The sequence below is a fragment of the Streptomyces sp. NPDC049970 genome (assembly GCF_040660235.1).
GTDB lineage: Bacteria > Actinomycetota > Actinomycetes > Streptomycetales > Streptomycetaceae > Streptomyces.
Map to the genome: position 1 here is coordinate 482,101 of NZ_JBFALP010000002.1, position 24,433 is coordinate 506,533.

The following is a 24,433-nucleotide window of genomic DNA, read 5'->3' on the forward strand; positions in this document are numbered from 1 at the left end:
GTGAACGAGGACAAGCTTCGCGACTACCTCAAGTGGACGACGGCCGATCTTCACGAGACGCGTCAGCGACTCCGTGAGGTGGAGGACGCGGCCCGGGAGCCCATCGCCATCGTCGCGATGAACTGCCGCTTCCCGGGCGGCGTCCGGTCCTCGGACGACCTGTGGCGGCTGGTGGCCGGCGGTACGGATGCCATGGGGCCCGTACCGCCGGACCGCGGCTGGAACCTCGACCTGCCCGGCGTCGCCGCGGACACCCGGGGCGGCTTCCTTCCGGACGTCGCGGACTTCGACGCCGCACTGTTCGGGATCGCCCCCCGCGAGGCCATGGCCATGGACCCGCAGCAGCGCCTGCTGCTGGAGGTCGCCTGGGAGTCGCTGGAGCGCGCGGGCGTCGCCCCGCTGTCCCTGAAGGGTGAGAAGGTCGGCGTCTTCGTCGGCGGCTCCCCGTCCGGCTACGACACCCTCCTGGCGGGAGAGGACGGAGTCGCGGGCTATGTGATGACCGGCAGTTCGGGCAGTGTCCTGTCCGGCCGGCTGTCGTACGCCCTCGGCCTCGAAGGCCCCGCCGTCACCGTCGACACGGCGTGCTCGTCGTCGCTCGTCGCCCTGCACATGGCCGCGCAGTCGCTCAGGTCAGGCGAGTGCTCCCTCGCCCTGGCCGGCGGCGTCACCGTCATGACCACCCCGGCCGCCTTCATCGAGTTCGCCCGCCAGGGCGGTCTTGCCGGGGACGGGCGGTGCAAGGCGTTCTCGGACGACGCGGACGGGACGGGCTGGGGCGAGGGTGTCGGCATCCTCGTGCTGGAGCGTCTGTCGGACGCGCGTCGTAACGGGCACCAGGTGCTCGCGGTGGTGCGGGGTTCCGCAGTCAACCAGGACGGTGCGTCGAACGGCCTGACGGCGCCGAACGGCCCGTCCCAGCAGCGCGTGATCAAGGCCGCGCTTGCGAACGCCCGGCTGACCGCCGCCGACGTGGACGTGGTGGAGGCGCACGGTACGGGTACGACGCTCGGCGACCCCATCGAGGCGCAGGCGCTCCTGGCGACGTACGGGCAGGACCGGCCCGAGGACAGGCCCTTGTGGCTCGGCTCGGTCAAGTCGAACATCGGGCACACCCAGGCCGCCGCCGGTGTCGCCGGCGTCATGAAGATGGTGCAGGCCCTGCGCCACGGCCAGATGCCCAGGACGCTGTACGCGGACACGCCGTCGTCGCACGTCGACTGGTCGGCGGGCGCGGTGGAGCTGCTGTCCGAGGCCCGCGACTGGCCCGCCGAGGACCGCCCCCGCCGTGCGGGCGTCTCAGCCTTCGGCGTCAGCGGCACGAACGCGCACGTCATCATCGAGGAAACCCCGGTGGAGGCGCCCGAGGCAGCGCCCGACGAGACACCTGGGGAGGGCTCCGAGACCGGCGCGGACACCACCGGAGGCGGTCTGCGACTCCCGCTGGTTCCGTGGCCGGTCTCGGCCAGGTCGGCTGCCGGCGTGTCCGCTCAGGCGGGTCGGTTGTTGCGGGCTGTCGAGGGTCTTGGTGTGGCGGATGTGGGTCTGTCCTTGGGGTCGGCTCGGTCGGGTCTGGAGCACCGGTCGGTGGTGCTGGGTGCGGATGCGGGTGAGTTGGGTGAGGGGTTGGCCGGGCTGGTGTCCGGGGATGTGGTGCCGGTCGAGGTGCGGGGTGGTCTGACCGGGTTCGTGTTCTCGGGTCAGGGTGGTCAGCGGGTCGGTATGGGTGTGGAGTTGGCGGATGCCTTTCCGGTGTTCGCGGCTGCGTTGGACGAGGTGTGTGCGCGGTTCGACGGCCTGTTGTCCCGGCCTCTGCGTGAGGTGATGTCCGATGATGCGGAGGCTTTGAGGAACACGGGTTGGGCGCAGCCTGCGATCTTCGCGGTCGAGGTTGCGTTGTTCAGGTTGGCGCAGTCGTGGGGCGTCGTCCCCGACCACCTCGTGGGGCACTCCGTCGGTGAGCTGGCGGCGGCACATGTGGCTGGTGTGCTGTCGCTGGAGGACGCGTGCCGGCTGGTGGCTGCCAGGGCCGCGCTGATGGGGGCGTTGCCTTCGGGTGGTGCGATGTGGGCGGTACGGGCGACCCTTGAAGAGGTCACTCCGTTCCTGGTGGATGGTGTGTCGGTGGCGGCGGTGAATGCTCCGGGGCAGGTGGTCCTGTCCGGTGTGCGTGAGGCCGTCGAAGCCGTGGCGTCCGCGCTTCCTGAGCGTCAGGGTCGTTGGCTGGAGGTCAGTCACGCGTTCCATTCGGCGTTGATGGACCCGATGCTGGACGAGTTCAGGGCCGTGGCGGATCAGCTTTCGTACGACCGCCCGCAGGTCCCGATCGTGTCGACGCTGACGGGCGAATCCGTCGAGGTGTTCACGGCCGCGTACTGGGTGGACCAGGTGCGGGGCACGGTCCGTTTCGCGGATGCCGTGACCCGGCTCAAGTCTCTGGGTGTGACGCGGTTCGTCGAGCTGGGTCCTGATGCGAGCCTGGTCGGGGCGGTCGGTGAGACCTGTGACGACAGGGTGTTCGCGGTGTCGTTGCTGCGCCGTGACCGGTCGGAGCCGGGTACGGCGGTTGCGGCGCTGAGCGGCCTGTGGGCGGAGGGCGGCCGGGTCGACTGGGCGGCGTTCTACGCCCCGACCGGTGCGGCTGTCGTCGAGCTGCCCACGTACGCCTTCCAGCGCGAGCGGTACTGGCCCCGGCCGGTACCGGTCGCGGCGGTCACGCCGACCGACGCGGACGCCGCACTCTGGGACGCCGTCAGTCGTGGCGACGCCGACGCGCTCGCCGCCGAACTCGGCATCGAGCCCGGGGTGCCGCTCAGCGACGCCCTCCCGGCACTGTCCGCCTGGCGCCGGCGCAGGGAGGAGCGCGCCGACATCGACCGACTGCACTACGAGGTCTCGTGGACGCCGGTCGGCCTCACCACGGGTCCCGGAGTGACCGGCCATTGGCTGTTGGTGGAGTCGGCTGCTGTTGAGGACGTTTGGGCGGATGCGCTGGCTGATGAGTTGTCGGTGCGTGGGGCTCGGGTGAGTCGTCTGCGGTTGGCGGCCGGGGATCTGGACCGGGAGGGTCTCGCCGGGCGGTTGGCGGAGTTCGCGGACTGCACTGGTGTCGTGTCGTTCCTGGGCCAGGACGAGAGTGATCACGCTTCGGGGGCACCCGGTGGGCTGGTCGCGTCTGTGGTGTTGGTGCAGGCGGTGGTTGATGCCGGTGTCGAGGGCCGTGTGTGGTCGGTGACGTCGGGTGCGGTGTCGGTGGGGCCCGGGGATGAGGTGACGTACCCCGTTCGCGCTGGTGTGTGGGGTCTTGGCCGGGTGGTGGCGTTGGAGGAGCCGGGTCGTTGGGGTGGCCTGGTTGACGTGCCTGTGCTGCTGGAGAGCGGTGCTGTCGGCCGGTTGGTCGAGGTGTTGGCGGGGGGTGTGGGTGACGAGGACGAGTTGGCGGTCCGTGGTGGTGCGGTCTTGGGGCGCCGGTTGGTTGGGTCGCCTGTGCGGTCCGGTGTGGAGACGTGGTCGCCGTCGGGGACGGTGTTGGTCACGGGTGGTACGGGTGTGTTGGGTGCTCGGGTTGCGCGCTGGGTCGTGGAGCGGGGCGCGGGGCGTGTGGTGTTGGTGAGCCGTCGGGGTTTGGAGGCTGACGGTGCGCGTGAGTTGCGTGATGGTTTGTGTGCGCTCGGTGCTGAGGTTGATGTGGTGGCGTGTGATGTCGGCTCGCGGGCTGATGTGGCGCGGCTTGTTGAGCGTTTTGATGTGTCGGCTGTGGTTCATGCGGCGGGTGTGTTGGATGACGGGGTTGTCGGTGGTCTGACGGCTGGTCGGGTCGGTGGTGTGTGGGGTCCGAAGGCTGGGGCTGCTTGGAATCTTCATCATGCGTTGGTTGGTCGGCGGTTGGATGCGTTCGTGGTGTTCTCGTCTGCTGCGGGTGTGTGGGGTGGTGCGGGTCAGGGTTCGTATGCGGCGGCGAATGCGGCGTTGGATGCGTTGGTGGAGTTTCGGCGTGCTCAGGGTTTGGTGGGTACGTCGGTGGCGTGGGGTCCTTGGGCCGAGGGTGGGATGGCGGACGACGCGGCCGTCGTCGCACGCCTCGGTCGGGGTGGTCTGTCTCCGTTGGATCCGGATGTTGCGGTGGGGCTTCTGGGGTCGGCTGTCGGGTGTGTGACGGTTGTCGACGTGGACTGGGCGCGGTTCGTTCCAGGGATGACCGCGTTGCGTACCAACCGGCTGTGGGACGTCATCGCACCCGGCGCGGCGGTGAGTCCTGACCGAGCAGTCTCTCCCGGTGACGGGATGCGTGACCGGTTGGCCGGACTGACGGGCGCCGCCCGCCGCGCCACCCTGCTGGGGACTGTGCGTGCCCAGGCGGCTGCCGTACTCGGCTTCGCCGACCCCGTGGCCATCGGGCCCGCCACCGCTTTCCGTGAGCTGGGCGTCGATTCCCTGATGGCCGTGGAACTGCGCAACGCACTGGCCACGGTCACCGGGCTCACCCTCGCCTCGACCATCGTGTTCGACCACCCGTCCGTGGAGGCGCTGACCGACGAACTGCTGACCCGCCTCTTCGGCACCGCCCAGGACGCTGCCTTCACCCCGGACAGGACTGCCCCGCCGGCCGACGCGGATGACCCGGTGGTCGTGGTGGGCATGGGCTGCCGGTTCCCCGGTGGGGTCGGCTCGCCCGAGGATCTGTGGCGACTGCTGGCCGGCGGCGTCGACGCCATGGGCCCCTTCCCGGCCGACCGAGGCTGGGCGGCCATAGAGGCCCTTGCCGCCACCGGTGACTACGCCCGCGTGGGCGGCTTCCTGGAGGGCGCGGCTGATTTCGATGCCGGTCTGTTCGGGATATCGCCGCGTGAGGCGTTCGCGATGGACCCGCAGCAGCGGCTGCTCCTCGAAGTCGTGTGGGAGTCGCTGGAGCGGTCCGGGATATCGCCTGTCTCGTTGCGTGGGTTGCCGGTGGGTGTCTTCGCCGGTACGAACGGGCAGGACTACCCGGCCGCGTTGGCATTGGCGGGAGAGTCTGCGGAGGGTTACGGCGGGACAGGCAGTTCCGCGAGTGTCCTCTCGGGTCGTGTGTCGTACGCCTTGGGCTTCGAGGGCCCGGCGGTCACGATCGACACGGCTTGCTCCTCGTCTCTCGTCGCGATGCATATGGCCGCACAGTCGCTCAGGTCGGGCGAGTGCTCTCTGGCGCTTGCCGGTGGTGTGACGGTGATGTCCACGCCGGGCGCCTTCGTCGACTTCGAGCGTCAGGGTGGTCTTGCCGGCGACGGGCGGTGCAAGGCGTTCTCGGACGACGCCGACGGCACGGGCTGGGGCGAGGGCGTAGGCGTCCTGGTCCTGGAGCGGCTGTCGGACGCGCGGCGTCATGGCCATCGTGTGCTGGCCGCGCTGCGGGGTTCCGCGGTGAACCAGGACGGTGCGTCCAACGGTCTGACGGCGCCGAACGGCCCGTCGCAGCAGCGCGTGATCAGGGCCGCGCTGGCGAACGCCCAGCTGAGCCCCGCCGACGTGGACGCGGTCGAGGCGCACGGCACGGGTACGTCTCTCGGTGATCCGATCGAGGCGCAGGCGCTGCTGGCGACGTACGGGCAGGACCGGCCCGAGGGCATTCCGCTGCGGTTGGGGTCGATCAAGTCCAACGTCGGTCACACGCAGGCGGCTGCGGGTGTCGCGGGCGTGATGAAGATGATCCTCGCCATGGAGCACGGTCTTCTGCCGAAGACGCTGTACGCCGACACGCCGTCCTCGCATGTGGACTGGTCGGCGGGCGCGGTGGAGCTGCTGTCCGAAGCGCGCGAGTGGCGCGGGACGGATCGGCTTCGGCGGGCGGGTGTGTCGTCGTTCGGTGTGAGCGGTACCAACGCGCACGTGATCATCGAGGAGGCACCGGCCCAGCCGTCGGTGCCGGAGGCCGAGGACGTTCGGGAGCTGCCGGTCGTTCCGTGGCTGGTCTCGGCGCGGTCGCGTGAAGGCGTGTCCGCGCAGGCGGCGCGACTGCTGCCCGCCGCCGGTGAACTCGCCCCCGCTTGCGTGGGGTTGTCGCTGGCTACCACCCGGGCAGGTCTGGAGCACCGGGCGGTCGTCCTCGGTGCGGACTCCGACGAACTGTGCGAGCGGCTGGCGGTACTGGCGGCAGGTGGGCCCGCCCAGGTCTCGGGTCTCGCTGGGACAGGTCTGACCGGGTTCGTGTTCTCGGGTCAGGGTGGTCAGCGGGTCGGCATGGGCGTGGAGTTGGCCTCCGTGTTCCCCGTGTTCGCCGAGGCGCTCGACGAGGTGTGTGCGCGGTTCGACGGGTTGTTGGACCGGCCTCTGCGTGAGGTGATGTCCGGTGATGCCGAGGCTTTGAGGGGTACGGGTTGGGCGCAGCCTGCGATCTTCGCGGTCGAGGTGGCGTTGTTCCGGTTGGTGGAGTCGTGGGATGTCAGGCCGGATTATCTGGTCGGTCACTCCGTCGGTGAGCTGGCGGCTGCGCACGTGGCTGGTGTGCTGTCGCTGGACGACGCGTGCCGGCTCGTCGCCTCGCGGGCTGGGCTGATGGGGGCGCTGCCTTCGGGCGGTGCGATGTGGGCTGTGCGGGCGACCCCGGAGGAGGTCGCTCCGTTCCTGGTGGATGGTGTGTCGGTGGCGGCGGTGAACGCGCCGGGGCAGGTGGTCCTGTCCGGTGCGCGTGAGACCGTCGAGCAGGTGGCGTCCGCACTCTCCGACCGTCAGGGGCGTTGGCTGGAGGTCAGTCACGCGTTCCACTCGGCGTTGATGGACCCGATGCTGGACGAGTTCAGGGCCGTGGCGGATCAGCTTTCGTACGACCGTCCGCAGGTCCCGATCGTCTCCACGCTGACCGGGGAGGACGTGGAGGAGTTCACTGCTTCGTACTGGGTGGAGCAGGTGCGGGGTACGGTCCGTTTCGCGGATGCCGTGACCCGGCTCAAGTCTCTGGGCGTGACGCGCTTCGTCGAGCTCGGTCCCGACGCGAGTCTGGTCGGGGCGATCGGTGAGACCTGTGAGGACGTGCTCGCGGTGCCGGTTCTGCACCGTAAGCGTCCGGAGTCCACCGCCGTCGTGTCCGCCCTGGCCCAGCTGTGGGTCTCCGGCGGTGACGTCGACTGGGCGGCCTTCTACGCACCCACCGGCGCCCGTGTCACCGACCTGCCCACCTACGCCTTCCAGCACCGCCGCTACTGGCCCACCACCCGCACCGACAGCCGCACGATCTCCGGCCCTGCCACCGACGGCGCGCTCTGGGACATCGTCGCGGGCGGGGACGTCGAGACATTCACGACCGCGCTGGGGGTCTCCACCCAGGCCGGACCCGAGGACGTCCTCTCGGCGCTCGGCACCTGGCAACGCAGGCAGTCCGCGTCGGCCGGACTCGACCGGCTCTGCTACCGCGCCGACTGGACACCGACCGGCCCCGCGAACGCCGTCGACGTGTCGGGCGGTTGGCTGATCGTCGAGCCCGTGGAGGGCGATGAGCCCTGGGCCGAGCCTCTCGCCGGTGCACTGGCGGCGCGCGGCGCGAGGGTGACGAGGCTGCGGCTCGGTGCCGGGGACCTGGACCGGGCTGCCCTGGCCGGGCGTCTGGCGGAGTTCGCCGACTGCGGCAGGGTGGTGTCGTTCCTCGGCCAGGACGAGACCGGGCACCCGGAACACGCCGGACCGGCGCTCGGCCTGACGGCCACGGCGGCCCTGTGCCAGGCCGTGGGGGACGCCGATCTGAACTCCCGCGTATGGGCTGTCACATCGGGCGCGGTGTCCATCGGACCGGGTGACGAACTGACGCATCCGGTGCGGGCCGCCGTGTGGGGACTCGGCCGGGTCGCGGCCCTGGAGGAGCCGGACCGCTGGGGCGGTCTCGTCGACGTACCGGAGAAGCCCGAGGGTTCCGGTGTCGATCGGCTGATGGAGGTTCTGGCCGGGGGCGCCGGGGACGAGGACCAGTTGGCGCTGCGTGGCGGTGCGGTGATGGGCCGCAGGCTCGCTCCCGCCTCGCTGCGGACCACGGGCGCGGCCTGGACGCCGTCCGGCGCCGTGTTGATCACCGGCGGTACGGGCGCCCTCGGCGCGCGGATCGCGCGGATGGCCGTCGACCGGGGCGCGGAGCATATCGCCCTGGTGAGTCGGCGTGGTGCGGAGGCGCCCGGCGCTGCCGAGCTCCGCGACGTACTCCAGGAGCGCGGTGCGACCGTCACCTTCGCCGTCTGCGACATCACCGACCGGGACGCCCTCGCGGCGGCCGTCGCGATGATCGAGTCCGAAGGCCCGGCGATCCGGTCCGTCTTCCACACCGCCGGTCTCACCCAGGCCGTCGCCCTGCGCGAGACCTCCGCGGACGACCTGGCCGCGATGCTGGGCGCGAAGGTCACCGGTGCGGTGAACCTCGACGCGCTGCTCGGCGAGCGGGACCTCGACGCCTTCGTGCTCTACTCCTCCATCGCCGCCACCTGGGGCAGCGGAGGCCAGAGCGGCTACGCCGCCGCCAACGCCTGCCTCGACGCCCTCGCGACCCGTCGCCGCGCCCAGGGGAAGGCGGCCACGTCGATCGCCTGGGGCCCGTGGGGCGGCGGAGGCATGGCCGCGGCCGAGGGGGCCCAGGACGACCTCCTGCGCCGTGGTCTGCCCGCCCTGTCGCCCGACGACGCGATGGCCGCGCTGGAACTGGCCCTCACCGGCGACGCTCCCTGCGTGACCGTGGTGGACGTCGACTGGGACCGGTTCCTGCCCACCTTCACCGTGCGGCGGCCCAGCCCGCTGCTGGCCGGACTCGGAGACGTACAGCAGGACGAAGAGGAGCGGGGCGGCACCGTCAGCGCGCTGGGCGAGCTGCTGCGCGACCTGGACGACCGGGACCGGCGCCGCAAGGTCCTCGAACTCGTGCGCGGAGAGGCCGCGGCCGCTCTCGGCCACTCCGGAACCGCCGCGATCGAACCGGCACGCGCCTTCCGTGACCTCGGGTTCGACTCGCTCACCGCGGTCGAGTTCCGCGACCGGATGAAGACGGTCACCGGACTGTCCCTCCCGAGCACGCTGGTCTTCGACCACCCGACGGCGGAGGCGCTCACCGACTTCCTCGTCGACGGGCAGGCAGGCACCGAGCGGGCGCCCGATCTCTTCGCGCCCGATCGCGCCGTCCCGGACGAGCCGATCGCGATCGTCTCGATGGGCTGCCGCTTCCCCGGTGGGGTCACCGACGCGGAGGGCCTGTGGCGGCTGTTGTCCGGCTCGGTCGACGCCATCAGCCCGTTCCCCGAGGACCGGGGCTGGGAACTGGACGGCCTCGACGCGTCCGGCTCGTCGTTCCGCCGGGAGGGCGGGTTCCTCGACGACGCCGCAGGCTTCGACGCCGGCTTCTTCGGAATCTCCTCGCGTGAGGCGCTGGCGATGGACCCGCAGCAGCGCCTGCTGTTGGAGGTCGCCTGGGAGTCCCTGGAACGCGCGGGCATCGCCCCGCTCTCCATGCGGGGCGAGAAGGTCGGCGTCTTCGTCGGCGCAGGCGGTTCCGGCTACCTCAGCAACGTGCACGACGTCCCCGACGGCGTCGGCGGTCACCTCATCACCGGCAACTCGGGCAGTGTGCTCTCGGGCCGCATCTCGTACGTGCTCGGAATCGAGGGCCCGGCGGTCACCGTCGACACGGCCTGCTCGTCCTCGCTGGTGGCGCTCCACCTCGCCGTGCAGGCACTGCGTTCGGGGGAGTGCTCCCTCGCGCTGGCCGGCGGTGCGACGATCATCGCCAGCCCGGACGCGTTCATCGACTTCGCGCACCAGGGCGGCCTCGCCGTCGACGGCCGCTGCAAGGCGTTCTCCGACGACGCCGACGGCACGGGCTGGGGCGAGGGCGTGGGCCTGCTCCTCGTGGAGCGCCTGTCCGACGCACAGCGCAACGGGCACCAGGTGCTCGCTGTGGTGCGTGGTTCCGCGGTGAACCAGGATGGTGCGTCGAATGGTCTGACGGCGCCGAACGGTCCGTCGCAGCAGCGGGTGATCCGTCAGGCGCTGGCGAACGCGCGGTTGGGTTCTGCTGACGTGGACGTGGTGGAGGCGCACGGTACGGGTACGTCCCTCGGCGACCCGATCGAGGCGCAGGCGTTGTTGGCGACGTACGGGCAGGACCGGCCGGAGGGGAGTCCGTTGTGGCTCGGCTCGGTCAAGTCGAACCTGGGGCACACGCAGGCCGCCGCCGGTGTCGCCGGTGTCATGAAGATGGTCCTCGCACTGCGGCACGGGCTCATGCCCCGCACCCTGTACGCCGGTACGCCGTCGTCGCACGTGGACTGGTCGGCGGGTGCGGTGGAGCTGCTGTCCGAGGCGCGCGACTGGCCGCGCGAGGACCGGCCGCGCCGGGCGGGGATCTCCGCGTTCGGTGTCAGCGGTACGAACGCCCACGTGATCGTCGAGGAGGCGCCCGCCTTCGCCGAACCCGCCCTCACCGAACCCACCTCCGGCGAACCCGCCGAACCGGCCGTCGACGCCGTGCTGCCGGTCGTGCCCTGGCCGGTGTCGGCGCGCTCCGAGGACGGCCTGACCGCGCAGGCGGCGCGGCTGGCCTCCGGGCTGCCGGACCGGGACGCAGTGGACATCGGATGGTCGCTGGCGACGACCCGGGCCGCCCTCGAACACCGGGCGGTCGTGCTCGGCGCCGACACGGACGAGCTGCGCACTCGGCTCGAAGCCCTGGGTGCGGGACAGCCGGCCCCGGGGCTGGTGTCCGGAGTGACCGGCCGCGGGCTCACCGGGTTCGTCTTCTCGGGGCAGGGTGGTCAGCGGGCCGGTATGGGCCGCGAACTGGCAGAGGCCTTCCCGGTGTTCGCGACCGCGCTGGACGAGGTGTGCGCACACTTCGAGGGGCTCCGCGAGGTGATGGCCGATGACCCCGACGGGTTGAGGAACACCGGCTGGGCACAGCCCGCGCTGTTCGCGTTCGAGGTGGCCTCGTACCGGCTGCTGGAGTCCTGGGGGATCGTCCCGGACCATCTCGTCGGCCATTCGGTCGGCGAACTGGCCGCCGCGCACGTCGCCGGTGTCCTCACCCTGCCGGATGCGTGCCGACTCGTCGCCGCGCGTGCCGAGCTGATGCGGGCGCTACCGTCCGGCGGCGCGATGTGGGCCGTACGCGCGACTGCCGACGAGATCGCCCCGTACCTCGACGACGAGGTGTCGGTGGCCGCGGTGAACGCCCCGGGCCAGGTCGTGCTGTCCGGAACGCGGCAGGCCGTCGAAGCCGTCGCCGCCGAACTCTCCGACCGCCAGGGCCGTTGGCTGGACGTCAGCCACGCCTTCCACTCGGCGCTCATGGACCCGATGCTCGACGCGTTCGCGGAAGTCGCGGCGACCGTGGCCTACGCACGCCCCAGGATCCCGGTCGTCTCCACCCTGACCGGCGAGCCGGTCGAGCGGTTCGACGCGCGGTACTGGAGCGACCAGGTGCGCGGCACAGTGGCGTTCGCCGACGCGATCACCCACCTCGCATCGCTCGGCGTCACCCGCTACGTCGAGCTGGGCCCGGACGCGAGCCTCATCGGCGCGATCGGCGAGACGCACGACGGCGCGGTCGCCGTACCGCTGGCCCAACGCGATCGCCCCGAGCCCAGGACCGCCGTGACGGCCCTGGCCAGGCTCTGGTGCGACGGCGCCGACGTCGACTGGGCAGCGCTCTTCGCGGGCACCGGAGCGCGTACGGCCGACCTGCCGACCTACGCCTTCCAGCGCAGCCGCCACTGGCTGGACGGAGGCACCGGACCGCTGCACGCCGGCGCGATGGGCGCCGACCCCCTCAAACACCCGGTGCTGAGCGCCGTCGTGGAACTCTCCGACGGCGGCGGCCACGTCTTCACCGGCCGCATATCCGCCCGCACGCATCCCTGGCTGGCCGAACACCGGGTCGCTGACGAGGCCGTCTTCCCCGGCACCGGATACATCGAACTCGCCGTCCGGGCCGGCGACGAACTGGCCTGCGACCGGGTCGAGGAACTCGTCCTCGAAACACCGCTGGTGCTGCCCGAGCGGCAGGCGGTCCAGGTCCAGGTGCTCGTCGAGCCGGCGGACGCCGCCGGCGCCCGCACCTTCCGCATCAGCTCCCGCGCCGAGGGAACCCCGGAGTGGAGCCGACACGCGAGCGGTGTCCTCGGGGCCGCCCGCGGGCAGCGGGCCACGGCTCTCGGCACGTGGCCGCCCGCGGGAGCCACCCCGGTCGACATCGAGGGCCACTACCCGGCCCGTGCCGAGCGCGGATTCGCGTACGGCGCCGTCTACCAGGGGCTCACAGCCGTGTGGCACCGGGACGGTGAGCTCTTCGCCGAGGTCGCGATCCCGGACGAGTTCCGCGCCGAGGCCGACCGGTACGGCCTCCACCCGGCCGTCCTGGACGCCGCGCTCCAGGCCCTGTCGTACGACGTACGGTCCGCCGGTGCCGCACGCCTGCCGTTCGTCTGGAGCGGCGTCACCCTGCACGCCACCGGCGCGTCGATGCTGAGGGCAGCCCTCACACCCGGCGCGGCCGAGGGCAGCTACGTCGTCACCGTCGCGGACACCACCGGCGAACCCGTCCTGACCGCCGACGCGTTGACCCTTCGCCCGTACGACGGCACACCGTTCACGGTTGCCCCCGCCCCGGCGGATGCCGTCACCGCGGACGCCCCGGCCGACGCCGTTACGGCCGGCCACGACACCACCGCCACGGAGCGCCGCCCCGTACGCCGCAAGGCAGCTGCCGCCGTCTCGGGCGGCGGGCAGGCACTTCGCGACCGGCTTTCCGCGCTGCCGTCGGACGAGCAGCGCGGCGCCCTGCTGGAGATCGTCAGCCGCCGGGCGGCGATCGTGCTGGAGCAGCCCGCCGCACAGGCGGTGAACGAGGACCTCGCCTTCCGCGAACTCGGGTTCACCTCCCTCACCGCGGTTCAACTGCGCGAGGCACTGAGCGAGGAGACCGGGCTGAGGCTGCCCGCGACACTCGTCTTCGACTACCCGACCCCGCGCGCCCTGGTCGACCACCTGCGCGAGGAACTGCTGGGCGCACCAGAGTCCGCCGCAGCGCCGGCGGGCCGGCCCACCGACGCCTCGGCTCTCGACGAGCCCATCGCCATCATCGGCATGAGCTGCCGGTACCCCGGCGGAGTGAGCACCGCGGAAGAGCTCTGGCAACTCGTCGCCGACGGCACCGACGCGGTCTCCGGCTTCCCGACCGACCGAGGCTGGGACCTGGACGCGCTGTACGACCCGGACCCGGACAACCCGGGCACCTGCTACGTCCACGAGGGCGGGTTCCTGCACGACGCCAGCCGGTTCGACGCCACCTTCTTCGGCATCTCCCCGCGTGAGGCCGTCGCGATGGACCCGCAGCAGCGACTGCTCCTGGAGATCTCCTGGGAGGCGATGGAGCACGCCGGATTCGACGTGCGAACCCTGCGCGGCAGCAGCACCGGCGTCTTCGCGGGAGTGACCTACCAGGACTACGGCGGTCTGCTCGCCGCGGCCAAGGACAGCTTCGAGGGCTTCCTCGGCACCGGTAACTCGCCCAGCGTGCTCTCCGGCCGGGTCGCCTACTCCTTCGGGCTCGAAGGACCCGCGCTCACCATCGACACGGCCTGCTCGTCGTCCCTGGTCGCACTGCACTCCGCCTGCCAGGCGCTGCGCGAGGGGGACTGCACGATGGCGCTCGCGGGCGGCGTGACGATCATGTCGACCCCGATCTCGCTCATCGAGTTCAGCCGGCAGCGCGCGCTCGCCGTGGACGGCCGTTCCAAGCCCTTCTCGGACGACGCCGACGGGGCCAGCTGGGCCGAGGGCGCCGGAATGCTGCTGCTGGAGCGTCTGTCGGACGCACAGCGCAACGGTCATCGGGTGCTTGCTGTGGTGCGTGGTTCTGCGGTGAATCAGGATGGTGCGTCGAATGGTCTGACGGCGCCGAACGGTCCGTCGCAGCAGCGGGTGATCCGTCAGGCGCTGGCGAACGCGCGGCTGAGCTCTGCTGACGTGGACGTGGTGGAGGCGCACGGCACGGGCACGTCCCTCGGCGACCCGATCGAGGCACAGGCGCTGCTGGCGACGTACGGCCAGGACCGCTCCGAGGACCGTCCGCTGTGGCTCGGCTCGATCAAGTCCAACATCGGCCACGCGCAGGCGGCGGCCGGTGTCGCCGGGATGATCAAGATGGTGCAGGCCATGCGGCACGGCATGGTGCCGAAGTCGTTGCATCTGGGTACGCCGTCGTCGCATGTGGACTGGTCGGCGGGTGCGGTGGAGTTGCTGTCCGAGGCGCGTGAGTGGCCGGTGGGGGAGCGTCCGCGTCGGGCTGGGGTGTCGGCGTTCGGGATGAGTGGTACGAACGCGCACGTGATTCTGGAGGAGGCGCCGGCTGAGGAGCCGGTCGTGCGTGTGGAGTCCGGGGTTCCGTCGGTGGTGCCGTGGGTGGTGTCGGGGCGTAGTGGTGCTGCGTTGCGGGGTCAGGCTGCGTCGTTGGCTGGGGTTGTGGGCCGGGCTGATCCGGTTGATGTGGGTTGGTCGTTGCTGAGTACGCGTGCGCGGTTCGAGCACCGTGCCGTGGTGACTGGTGCGCTTGCGTCTGGTTTGGGTGCGTTGGCTTCGGGTGAGCCGGCGGTTGGTGTGGTGTCGGGTGTGGTGGGTCCGGTGGGGCGGACTGTGTTCGTGTTCCCGGGTCAGGGTGCTCAGTGGGCCGGTATGGGTGCCGGTTTGCTGGAGTCGTCGGCGGTGTTCGCGGGTGTGGTGGCTGAGTGCGAGGCTGCGATGTCCGGGTTGGTGGATTGGTCGGTGACGGCTGTTCTGCGTGGTGATGCGGGTGCGCCGTCGTTCGATCGGGTGGATGTGGTGCAGCCGGCGTCGTTCGTGGTGATGGTCGCCTTGGCGGCGTTGTGGCGTTCGTACGGTGTGGAGCCTGCCGCTGTGGTGGGTCATTCGCAGGGTGAGATCGCTGCCGCGTGTGTGGCGGGTGCGTTGTCACTTGAGGACGCCGTGCGGGTGGTGGTGGCTCGTTCGGCGTCGATCGCGGCGTTGTCGGGTGGTCGGGGGACGATGGCTTCGCTGGGAGTTTCGGTGGAGCGGGCCGAGGAGTTGTTGGCTCCTTGGTCGGGTCGGGTTTCGGTGGCTGCGGTGAACGGTCCGTCGCAGGTGGTGGTCTCGGGTGAGGTCGCCGCGGTGGAGGCCGTGGTCGCGGAGTGTGAGCGTTCCGGGGCGCGTGCGCGTCGGATAGCGGTGGATTACGCGTCGCATTCGGCGGCGATGGATGTGCTGCGTGACGAGGTGACCGAGGCGCTGGGTGATGTAGCTCCGCGTGCGGGTTCGGTGCCGTTGTTGTCCACCGTCTCGGGTGAGTTCGTCGACGGTTCGGGGATGGACGCCGAGTACTGGTTCACGAATCTGCGTTCGCGGGTCCGGTTCGCGGAGGCTGTGGAGAGGCTGGTTGCGGAGGGTTTCGGGACGTTCGTCGAGGTGTCGTCGCACCCGGTGCTGACCACCGCCGTGCAGGAGATCGTGGAGGCGTCCGGTGAGGGCGTCGTCACCGGGTCGTTGCGTCGTGACGACGGCGGTCTGGACCGGTTCCTCTCCAGTGCCGCCGAGTTGTGGGTGCGCGGAGTCCAGGTCGACTGGACGGTCCCCTTCGAGGGTGCCCACCCCCGCAACGTCGACCTGCCGACCTACGCCTTCCAACGGCACAGCTACTGGCCCGAGTTCGACTGGGCGCCCGTGGCCGTCGCCGACGAGGGCACCGCAGCGGACAGTGAGTTCTGGGCAGCCGTCGAGAGGGCGGACGCCGGTGCGCTGGCCGGCACGCTGGGCACCGGGACGGACGTCCTCGAGCCGCTGCTCCCGGCACTCGCGGACTGGCGTCGCCGTCAGCGCGAGCAGAACGCCACCGACTCCTGGCGCTACCGCGTCAACTGGACGCCGCTGAACGTGGCGGACTCCGCAACCGTGACCGGTACGTACCTCATAGTGACGCCCCTTGACGACGCGGCCGAGCACTGGGCCGAGGCGGTCGCCGAGGAACTGGCCGCCAGGGGCGGTACCTCCCTCCGGCTGTCGCTCGGTGAGACCGACCTGGACCGTACGGCGCTCGGAGAACGGCTCGCCGACCTCGAAGAACTCGCCGGTGTCGTGTCCCTCCTGGCCTGGGACGAGCACGAGAGCGGGCTCCCCGGTCTGGCCGTCGGCCTCGGGCTGACGTCCCTCCTGTTGCAGGCCCTCGGGGACAGAGAACTCGTCGCGCCGGTGTGGTCGTTGACGTCCGGCGCGGTGTCGGTCGCCCGCTGGGACGCGGTGACCCGCCCGGGACAGGCCGCGGTCTGGGGCCTCGGCCGTGTTGCCGCGCTCGAGCACCCCGACCGCTGGGGCGGTCTCGTCGACGTACCGGCGGAGGCCGACGCGCGTGCCGCACACCGTGTGGTGAACGCGATCGTCGCGGCGGACGAGGACCAGATCGCGCTGCGCGCCTCCGGCCTCTTCGGGCGACGCCTGGTCCGCGCGCCCCGCCCGACGGGCGCGGACGGCCGGTGGACGCCGTCCGGCACCGTCCTGATCACCGGTGGCACGGGCGCCCTGGGTGCCAGGGTCGCCCGCTGGGCCGTCGAGCAGGGCGCCGAGCACGTGGTGCTCACGAGCAGGCGCGGCGCGGACGCCCCGGGCGCTCCGGAGCTCGCCCGCGAGCTGGAGTCCCTCGGTGGCCGAGTCACCCTCGCGGCCTGCGACGTGGCGGACCGCGATCAGCTCGCGGCGCTCCTCTCCGGACTGACGTCCGGCGATACGGCGAAGCTGACGGCAGTCGTGCACGCCGCGGGTGTCCTGGACGACGGCATCCTCGACGCGCTCAGCCCGTCACGTATCGCCGGTGTCATGGCACCCAAGGCGCGCGCCGCGCTCCTTCTGGACGAGGTGACCCGCGAACTCGGCACGGAACTGGACGCGTTCGTCATGTTCGCCTCCACGGCCGGCGTCTGGGGCGGGCCCGGCCAAGCCAACTACGCGGCCGCGAACGCGGTTCTCGACGCGCTCGCCGAGAACCGGCGGGCCGACGGACTCGCCGCCACCTCCCTCGCGTGGGGCCCGTGGTCCGACGCGGGCATGGCGGACAGTGCCGCGATCGAGGCACGGCAGCGCAAGGGCGGTGTCCGCTCGCTGGACCCCGGATCAGCCGTCACCGTGCTCCAGCAGGCCGTCGGCGACGGCGAGGCCACGCTCACCGTGGCCGGCATCGACTGGGGTACCTACGCACCCGCCTTCACGTCGAGCCGCCGCAGCACGCTCCTCGACGCGATCCCGGAAGCCCGTGAGGCGCTCGACGCCGACGGAGGCGACGGACCCGCCGGGAGCCCCGACTCGCTCGCGGCCCGCCTCGCCGGGCTCACCGTGGCCGAGCGGGACCGGGAGCTGCTCGACCTCGTCCGCAGGCACGTCGCCGCGGTGCTGGGCTTCGCCGCTCCCACCGATGTGGAGCCCGCCCAGGCGTTCTCCGACATCGGCTTCGACTCGCTCACCGCGGTCGAGCTGCGCAACCGGCTCGGTCTGGTCACCGGCCTCAGGCTGCCCGCGACACTGATCTTCGACCACCCGACCCCGAACGCCCTGGTCCGCCTGCTCCGGCAGGAACTCGTCGGCGCGGCGGAACCGCTCCCGGCGACGGACGCCGCACCGGCGCGGGGGAGGACACCCGGCTCCACCGGGGCGGACGACGACCGGATCGCCATCATCGGTATGAGCTGCCGGCTGCCGGGCGGAGTCTCCTCACCCGAGGAGTACTGGCGCCTGCTCGCCAGCGGCACCGACGCGATATCCGAGTTCCCGACCGACCGCGGCTGGGACGTGGACGGGGTGTACGACCCGGACCCGGACAAGGCCGGCACGACGTACACCCGGCACGGTGGCTTCGTCGACGGCATCGGAGGATTCGACGCCACGCTGTTCGGCATCAACCCGCGTGAAGCCGTGTCGATGGACCCGCAGCAGCGGCTGCTCCTGGAGAGCGTCTGGGAGGCCGCCGAGCGGGCGGGCATCGACCCGCTGTCACTGGCCGGAAGCCGTACGGGCATGTTCGCCGGGAGCAACGGATCCGACTACGGCGGCCTGCTGCTGGCCTCCGCACAGGGTGCGGACGGCTACTTCATGACCGGCAACGCCGCGAGTGTCCTGTCAGGCCGCGTCGCGTACGCCCTGGGGCTGGAAGGCCCCGCGGTCACGGTCGACACGGCCTGCTCGTCCTCCCTCGTCGCGCTGCACCTCGCGGCGCAGGCGCTGCGCAACGACGAGTGCTCGCTCGCGGTGGCGGGCGGCGTCACACTGCTGTCCACACCGTCGCCGTTCGTGAGCTTCAGCCGCCAGCACGGCCTCGCGGTCGACGGCCGCTGCAAGGCGTTCTCGGACGAGGCCGACGGCACCGGCTGGGCGGAAGGCGTCGGCGTCCTCGTGCTGGAGCGGCTCTCCGACGCCCGCCGCAACGGACACACGGTGCTCGCGCTCGTGAGCGGCAGTGCCACCAACCAGGACGGCGCGTCCAACGGACTGACGGCGCCCAACGGGCCGTCCCAGCAGCGGGTCATCCGGCAGGCGCTGGCGAGTGCGGGGCTGTCCGCGCGGGACGTCGACGCCGTCGAGGCGCACGGCACCGGCACCACGCTCGGCGACCCGATCGAGGCGCAGGCCCTGCTGGCGACGTACGGCCAGGACCGGCCCGAGGACCGGCCGCTGTGGCTCGGCTCGGTGAAGTCCAACATCGGCCACACCCAGGCCGCCGCAGGTGTCGCCGGGCTGATGAAGGTGGTGCTGGCCATGCGGCACGAGCTGCTGCCCCGCACCCTGCACGCCGGCACGCCGTCCACACACGTGGACTGGTCGGACGGTGCCGTGGAACTGGTCTCCGAGCCGAGGCAGTGGCCGCGCGGCGACCGCCCGAGGCGTGCCGGTGTGTCGTCCTTCGGCATCAGCGGCACCAACGCACACGTGATCATCGAGGAGGCTCCGGCCACCGCGGAGACCCCCGCCGCCACTCCCGAGGTACGCCTCCCGCTCGTCCCGTGGCCGGTGGCCGCGAAGACGTCCGCCGCGCTGGCCGAGCAGGCCCTGCGCCTGGAGCCCGCGGTCTCCGATGCCGAACCGGTGGACGTGGGACTCTCGCTGGCCACGACCAGGGCAGCCCTCGAACACCGGGCCGTCGTCCTCGGGGCCGACACCGCCGAGCTCCGGACCCGGCTCACGGCCCTCGCGGCCGGGGAGCCGACACCCGACACCCCGACCGGCACCGCGCGCACCGGCGCGACCGCCTTCGTGTTCTCCGGGCAGGGCGGCCAACGGGTCGGCATGGGACGCGAACTCGCCGACACCTTCCCCGTGTTCGCGACCGCACTGGACGAGGTGTGCGCCCACTTCGACGCACTGCTCGACCTGCCGCTGCGCGAGGTCGCCCTCACCGGCCCCGCCGAACTGCTGGACAACACCGGCTGGGCACAACCCGCGCTGTTCGCGGTCGAAGTGGCCCTCTTCCGGCTGTACGAGTCGTGGGGCGTGACCCCGGACTACCTCGTCGGCCACTCGGTCGGTGAACTCGCCGCCGCCCACGTCGCCGGAGTCATGTCCCTGGACGACGCGTGCCGTCTCGTGGCCGCACGGGCCGGCCTGATGCGCGCGCTGCCGCCCGGCGGCGCGATGTGGGCCGTACGCGCGTCCCTGGAGGAGGTGACACCCCTCCTCGGTGACGAGGTCTCCGTGGCCGCGGTCAACGCACCCGGTCAGGTGGTCGTCTCCGGAACCCGTGCGGGCGTCGAGGCCGTCGAGGCGGCGCTCCCCGGCAGGCGGGGCCGCCGGCTGGACGTCAGCCACGCCTTCCACTCGGCGCTGATGGAACCGATGCTCGCCGAGTTCACCGCCGCCGCCGCATCGTCGGCGTACGAGCGGCCGAGGATTCCGATCGTCTCCACGCTCACCGGCGAGCCGGTCGAGGAGTTCACCCCGGAGTACTGGGCCGACCAGGTGCGCGGCACGGTGGTGTTCGCCGACGCGATCAGCCGCCTGGCCGCCCTCGGCGTCACCCGCTTCGTGGAGGTCGGCCCCGACGCCACCCTCGTCGGAGCGATCTCCGAGACCTGCGAAGAGGCGCTCGCCGTGCCCGTCCTGCACCGTGAGCGCCCCGAGGCCGCCTCCGCAGTCACGGCACTCGCGCACCTGTGGGTGTCCGGCGCGGCCGTCGACTGGGCGGCGTTCCACGTCCCCACCGGAGCCCGGGTTACCCCGCTGCCGACCTACGCCTTCCAGCGGAAGCCGTACTGGCCGACCCCGCCGGTGCGCCGGCCCGGCGACGTGGCGGCGGCCGGTCTGTCCGACGCAGGACACCCGCTGCTCGGTGCCGCGGTCCCGCTGGCCGGCGACGACGGGTACCTGTTCACGGGCCGGATCGGCGTACGGGACCTGCCGTGGCTGGCCGACCACGAGGTGATGGGCACGGTCCTCCTCCCCGGCACCGCCTTCCTCGAACTGGCCGTACGCGCGGCCGACGAGGCCGGCTGCGACCGGGTGGAGGAACTCACCCTGGCCGCGCCGCTGGTGCTGCCCGACGACGGCGCCGTACAACTCCAGGTCGTCGTCGGCGCACCGGACGAGGCCGGGCTGCGGCCCCTGCGACTCCACGCGCGCCCCGAGAGCGCCCCTGCGGACGCCCCGTGGACGCTGCACGCCGCCGGCACCGTCGGCACCGGACGCCCGGAGCCCGCGTACGACTTCGCCGCCTGGCCCCCGCCGGGAGCCGAGGCCGTCGACGTCTCCGACTTCTACGAGATGTACCGCCAGGGCGGATTCGCGTACGGCCCCTCCTTCCAGGGCCTGCGCCGCGTCTGGCGGGCCGGGGACGACGTGTTCGCCGAGGTCACGCTGCCCGAGCCGTACGCCACCGAGGCCGCCGGCTACGGGCTGCACCCGCCGCTGCTCGACGCCGCTCTGCAGGCCCTGACGTTCGTCGCGCTCGACGGCAGCGGACGCAGCAGGCTGCCGTTCGCCTGGTCGGGAGTCTCCCTGTACGCCTCGGGCGCGTCGAGCCTGCGCGTACGGCTGTCGCAGGTGGGGCCGGACGCGCTGGGCCTGTCCATCGCGGACGGCACCGGCCGGCCGGTCGCCTCCGTCGACTCGCTGGCGATGCGCCAGGTGTCCGCCGCGCAACTGCGGCCGTCGCCCGCCGAGTACCCGCACGACATGTTCCGCCTCGACTGGGCCCCGGCCGCGACGGGCGGAGACCTTCCGGAGGGCGGCACCAGCGGATGGGCGGTGCTCGGCACCGACCCGCTCGGACTCGCGGACGCGCTGGACGCCCGCCGGGCCGCCGACCTGGACGCGCTCGCCGGTGTACCCGCGCCGGACGTACTGCTCGTGCCGTGCCTCGGCGCCGGGGCGTCCGGGGACCACGGCACGGCCGCCGGCCGCATGGCGGCCGACACACGGGCGCTCACCGTGCAGGTGCTGGACTTGGTCCAGCGGTGGCTCTCCGAACGCAGGTTCGACTCGTCGCGACTCGTCCTCGTCACCCGGGGCGCGGTCACGGCCGGCGACCCGCACGGCCCGGACGACCCGGCGGCAGCCGCCGTGTGGGGCCTCGTCCGCTCCGCCCAGTCGGAGGAACCGGGTCGCTTCGTCCTCGTCGACCTGGACGACGCCGAAAGCTCCGCCACCGCACTGCCGGGGATCCTCGCCTCCGGCGAACCGCAGACCGTCGTCCGTGACGGTGCCGTCCGCGCGGCCAGGCTCGCCAGGCTCACCGCCGACGGCACGCTGCGGCCCCCGGCGGACGCCGAGGCATGGCGGCTGGACAGCACCGGCCGCGGCAGCCTCGCCAACCTGACCCTCGCCGCCGACCCGCAGGTGCTCGAACCGCTCGGGTCCGGGCAGGTCCGGGTGGCGGTGCGCGCCGCAGGACTCAACTTCCGGGACGTGCTCAACGCCCTGGACATGTATCCGGGCGAGCCCGGTCCGATGGGAGTCGAAGGGGCCGGGATCGTCACCGAAGTCGGCCCGGACACAGCCGGGTTCGCACCCGGCGACCGCGTCCTCGGCATGTTCGGCAAGGCGTTCGGGCCCGTGTCGGTCGCCGACCGGCGGATGATCGCCCGCATACCGGACGGCTGGTCCTTCGAACAGGCCGCGTCCGTACCGGTGGTGTTCCTCACCGCGTACTACGCGCTCGTCGACCTCGCGAAGGTCGCGAAGGGCGAATCGGTGCTCGTCCACGCGGCGGCCGGCGGCGTGGGAATGGCCGCCGTACAACTCGCCCGCCACCTCGGCGCCGAGGTGTTCGGTACCGCGAGCCCGGGCAAGCACGACAGCCTGCGCGCACTGGGACTCGACGACGAGCACATCGCGTCCTCCCGCGACCTCGACTTCGAGGACAGCTTCCGCACGGTGGCCCGGGCCGGCCGGGTGGACGTGGTCCTGAACTCCCTGGCCCACGAGTACGTCGACGCGTCGCTGCGGCTGCTCGGCACCGGCGGCCGGTTCGTGGAGATGGGCAAGACGGACGTCCGTACCCCCGACGACGTCGCCGCGCAGCACCCGGGAGTCGGATACCGGGCCTTCGACCTCATCGAGGCCGGACCCGAGCGCATCGGCGAGATGCTCACCGAGGTGCTCCACCTCGTGGAAGCGGGAACGCTGAGCCCCCTGCCGCTGACGAGCTGGGACGTGCGCCGCTCACCCGAGGCCTTCCGCCAGGTGAGCCAGGCCAGGCACATCGGCAAGGTCGTCCTCACGGTCCCCTCCCGGCCCGACCCGGACGGCACCGTGCTCGTGACCGGCGGCACCGGCGGCCTGGGCCGCTACGTGGCCCGCCACCTCGTGCGGCACCACGGCGTCCGGCACCTGCTCCTCACCAGCCGGCGCGGACCGGCGGCCGACGGCGTCGCCGAACTCGTCGCCGAGCTGGAGGGCCTCGGCGCCACCACGCGCGTCGAGGCGTGCGACGCGGCCGACCGCGCGGCGCTCGCACAAACACTGGGGACGATCCCGGCGGCACACCCGCTGACCGCGGTCGTCCACGTCGCAGGGGTCGTCGACGACGGGATGATCCTGTCGCTCGGCCCGGACCGCCTCGCCAACACGATGCGTCCCAAGGCCGACGCCGCACTGAACCTGTACGAGCTGACCAAGGACTCCGGCCTCGCCGCCTTCGTCCTCTTCTCGGGCGCCGCCGGCACCTTCGGCGGTGCGGGACAGGCCAACTACGCCGCGGCGAACGCCTTCCTCGACGAGTTCGCCCGCTGGGCCAGGCACCGCGGAGTCCCCGCCGTGTCGCTGGCCTGGGGGCCGTGGACAGCCGACCGAGGCATGACAGGCCACCTCACCGAGACGGACCTGGCACGCATGGCACAGGCCGGACTGAGGCCGCTCTCCGAGGAGTCCGGACTCGGCCTGCTCGACTTCGCCCTCTCCGTGGACGAGGCGGCGCTCCTGCCGATGCGCCTCGACACCTCGCCCGGGACCTTCGCCGAAGGTGCCGTGCCACCGCTGCTGCGCCTCCTCGCAGGCCCCGCCCCGCGCCGTACCGCCGCCTCGGCGGCCGTCGCACCTGCCGTCGCCCTGGCGGACCAGCTGCGCGCGCTGCCGGCGGCCGACCGGGCGGACCACCTGCTGGACCTCGTCTGCTCCCAGGCCGCGGCGGTCCTCGGGCACGGCGGTGCCGAGGAGATCGATCCGGAACAAGCCTTCAACGAACTGGGCTTCGACTCGCTCACCGCGATCGAACTCCGCAACCGGCTCGGCACCGCGACCGGGTCAAGGCTGCCCGCCACCCTGGTCTTCGACCATCCGACCCCGGCCGCGCTGGCGGAGCACCTGCTGACCGAGCTCGTACCGGACGACGACCAGGGCGAAGGCCGAACGGGAGGCCTGGGCGGCGGCCGGGACCGTACGGGCGGTGGCGCCACCGCGCCATCCGCACACGCGGCGCTGGAGGACATCGAACGGCTGGAACGGGCGCTGGAGCGGGCCACATCCGGCGGGACGCTGGACGACGTGCTCAACCGGCGTCTCCAGAGCCTCGCCGCCAAGTGGGCCGCGCCCGGCGCACCGTCGGACGGTGACGACGAGGCCGACGCGCTGGAGTCGGCCACGGCCGACGAACTCTTCAAAATGATCGACGGGGAATTTGGTGGGACGTCTTGAGCGAGAACCGGATCGTGCGCAGCGCTGACGGCGGCGAGCAGCAGAAGCTGCTCGACTACCTCAAGAAGGTCACCGGCGACCTCCGCCAGGCCCACCGGCGGCTGCGCGACATCGAGGCCGCGAGCACCGAGCCCATCGCGATCATCGGCATGAGCTGCCGGCTCCCCGGCGGGGTCCGCTCGCCGCAGGACCTGTGGGAGCTCCTCGAAGGCGAGGGCGACGGGATGACCGGGTTCCCCTTCGACCGCGGCTGGGACCTGGAACGGCTCCACGGCTCCGACCCCGCCCGGCCCGGCAC

2 protein-coding genes (1 of these 2 cut by a window edge) are annotated in these 24,433 nt (G+C 72.3%); both read left to right on the forward strand.

Features of this window, described 5'->3' with window-relative positions; all coding sequences use genetic code 11:
• A complete protein-coding gene (locus AB0I83_RS05210) occupies positions 1-24,135 on the forward strand; it encodes a type I polyketide synthase (protein ID WP_363303667.1) in 24,135 nt (8,044 codons plus the stop codon).
• Positions 24,132-24,433: the 5' end (the start) of a type I polyketide synthase gene (locus tag AB0I83_RS05215; protein WP_363303668.1), read on the forward strand. The gene runs 8,932 nt beyond the window's last position; 302 of the gene's 9,234 nt are visible here — the first part of the coding sequence; the start codon lies at positions 24,132-24,134; its stop codon lies beyond the right edge, outside the window. Before AB0I83_RS05210 ends, AB0I83_RS05215 begins: the two co-directional genes overlap by 4 nt.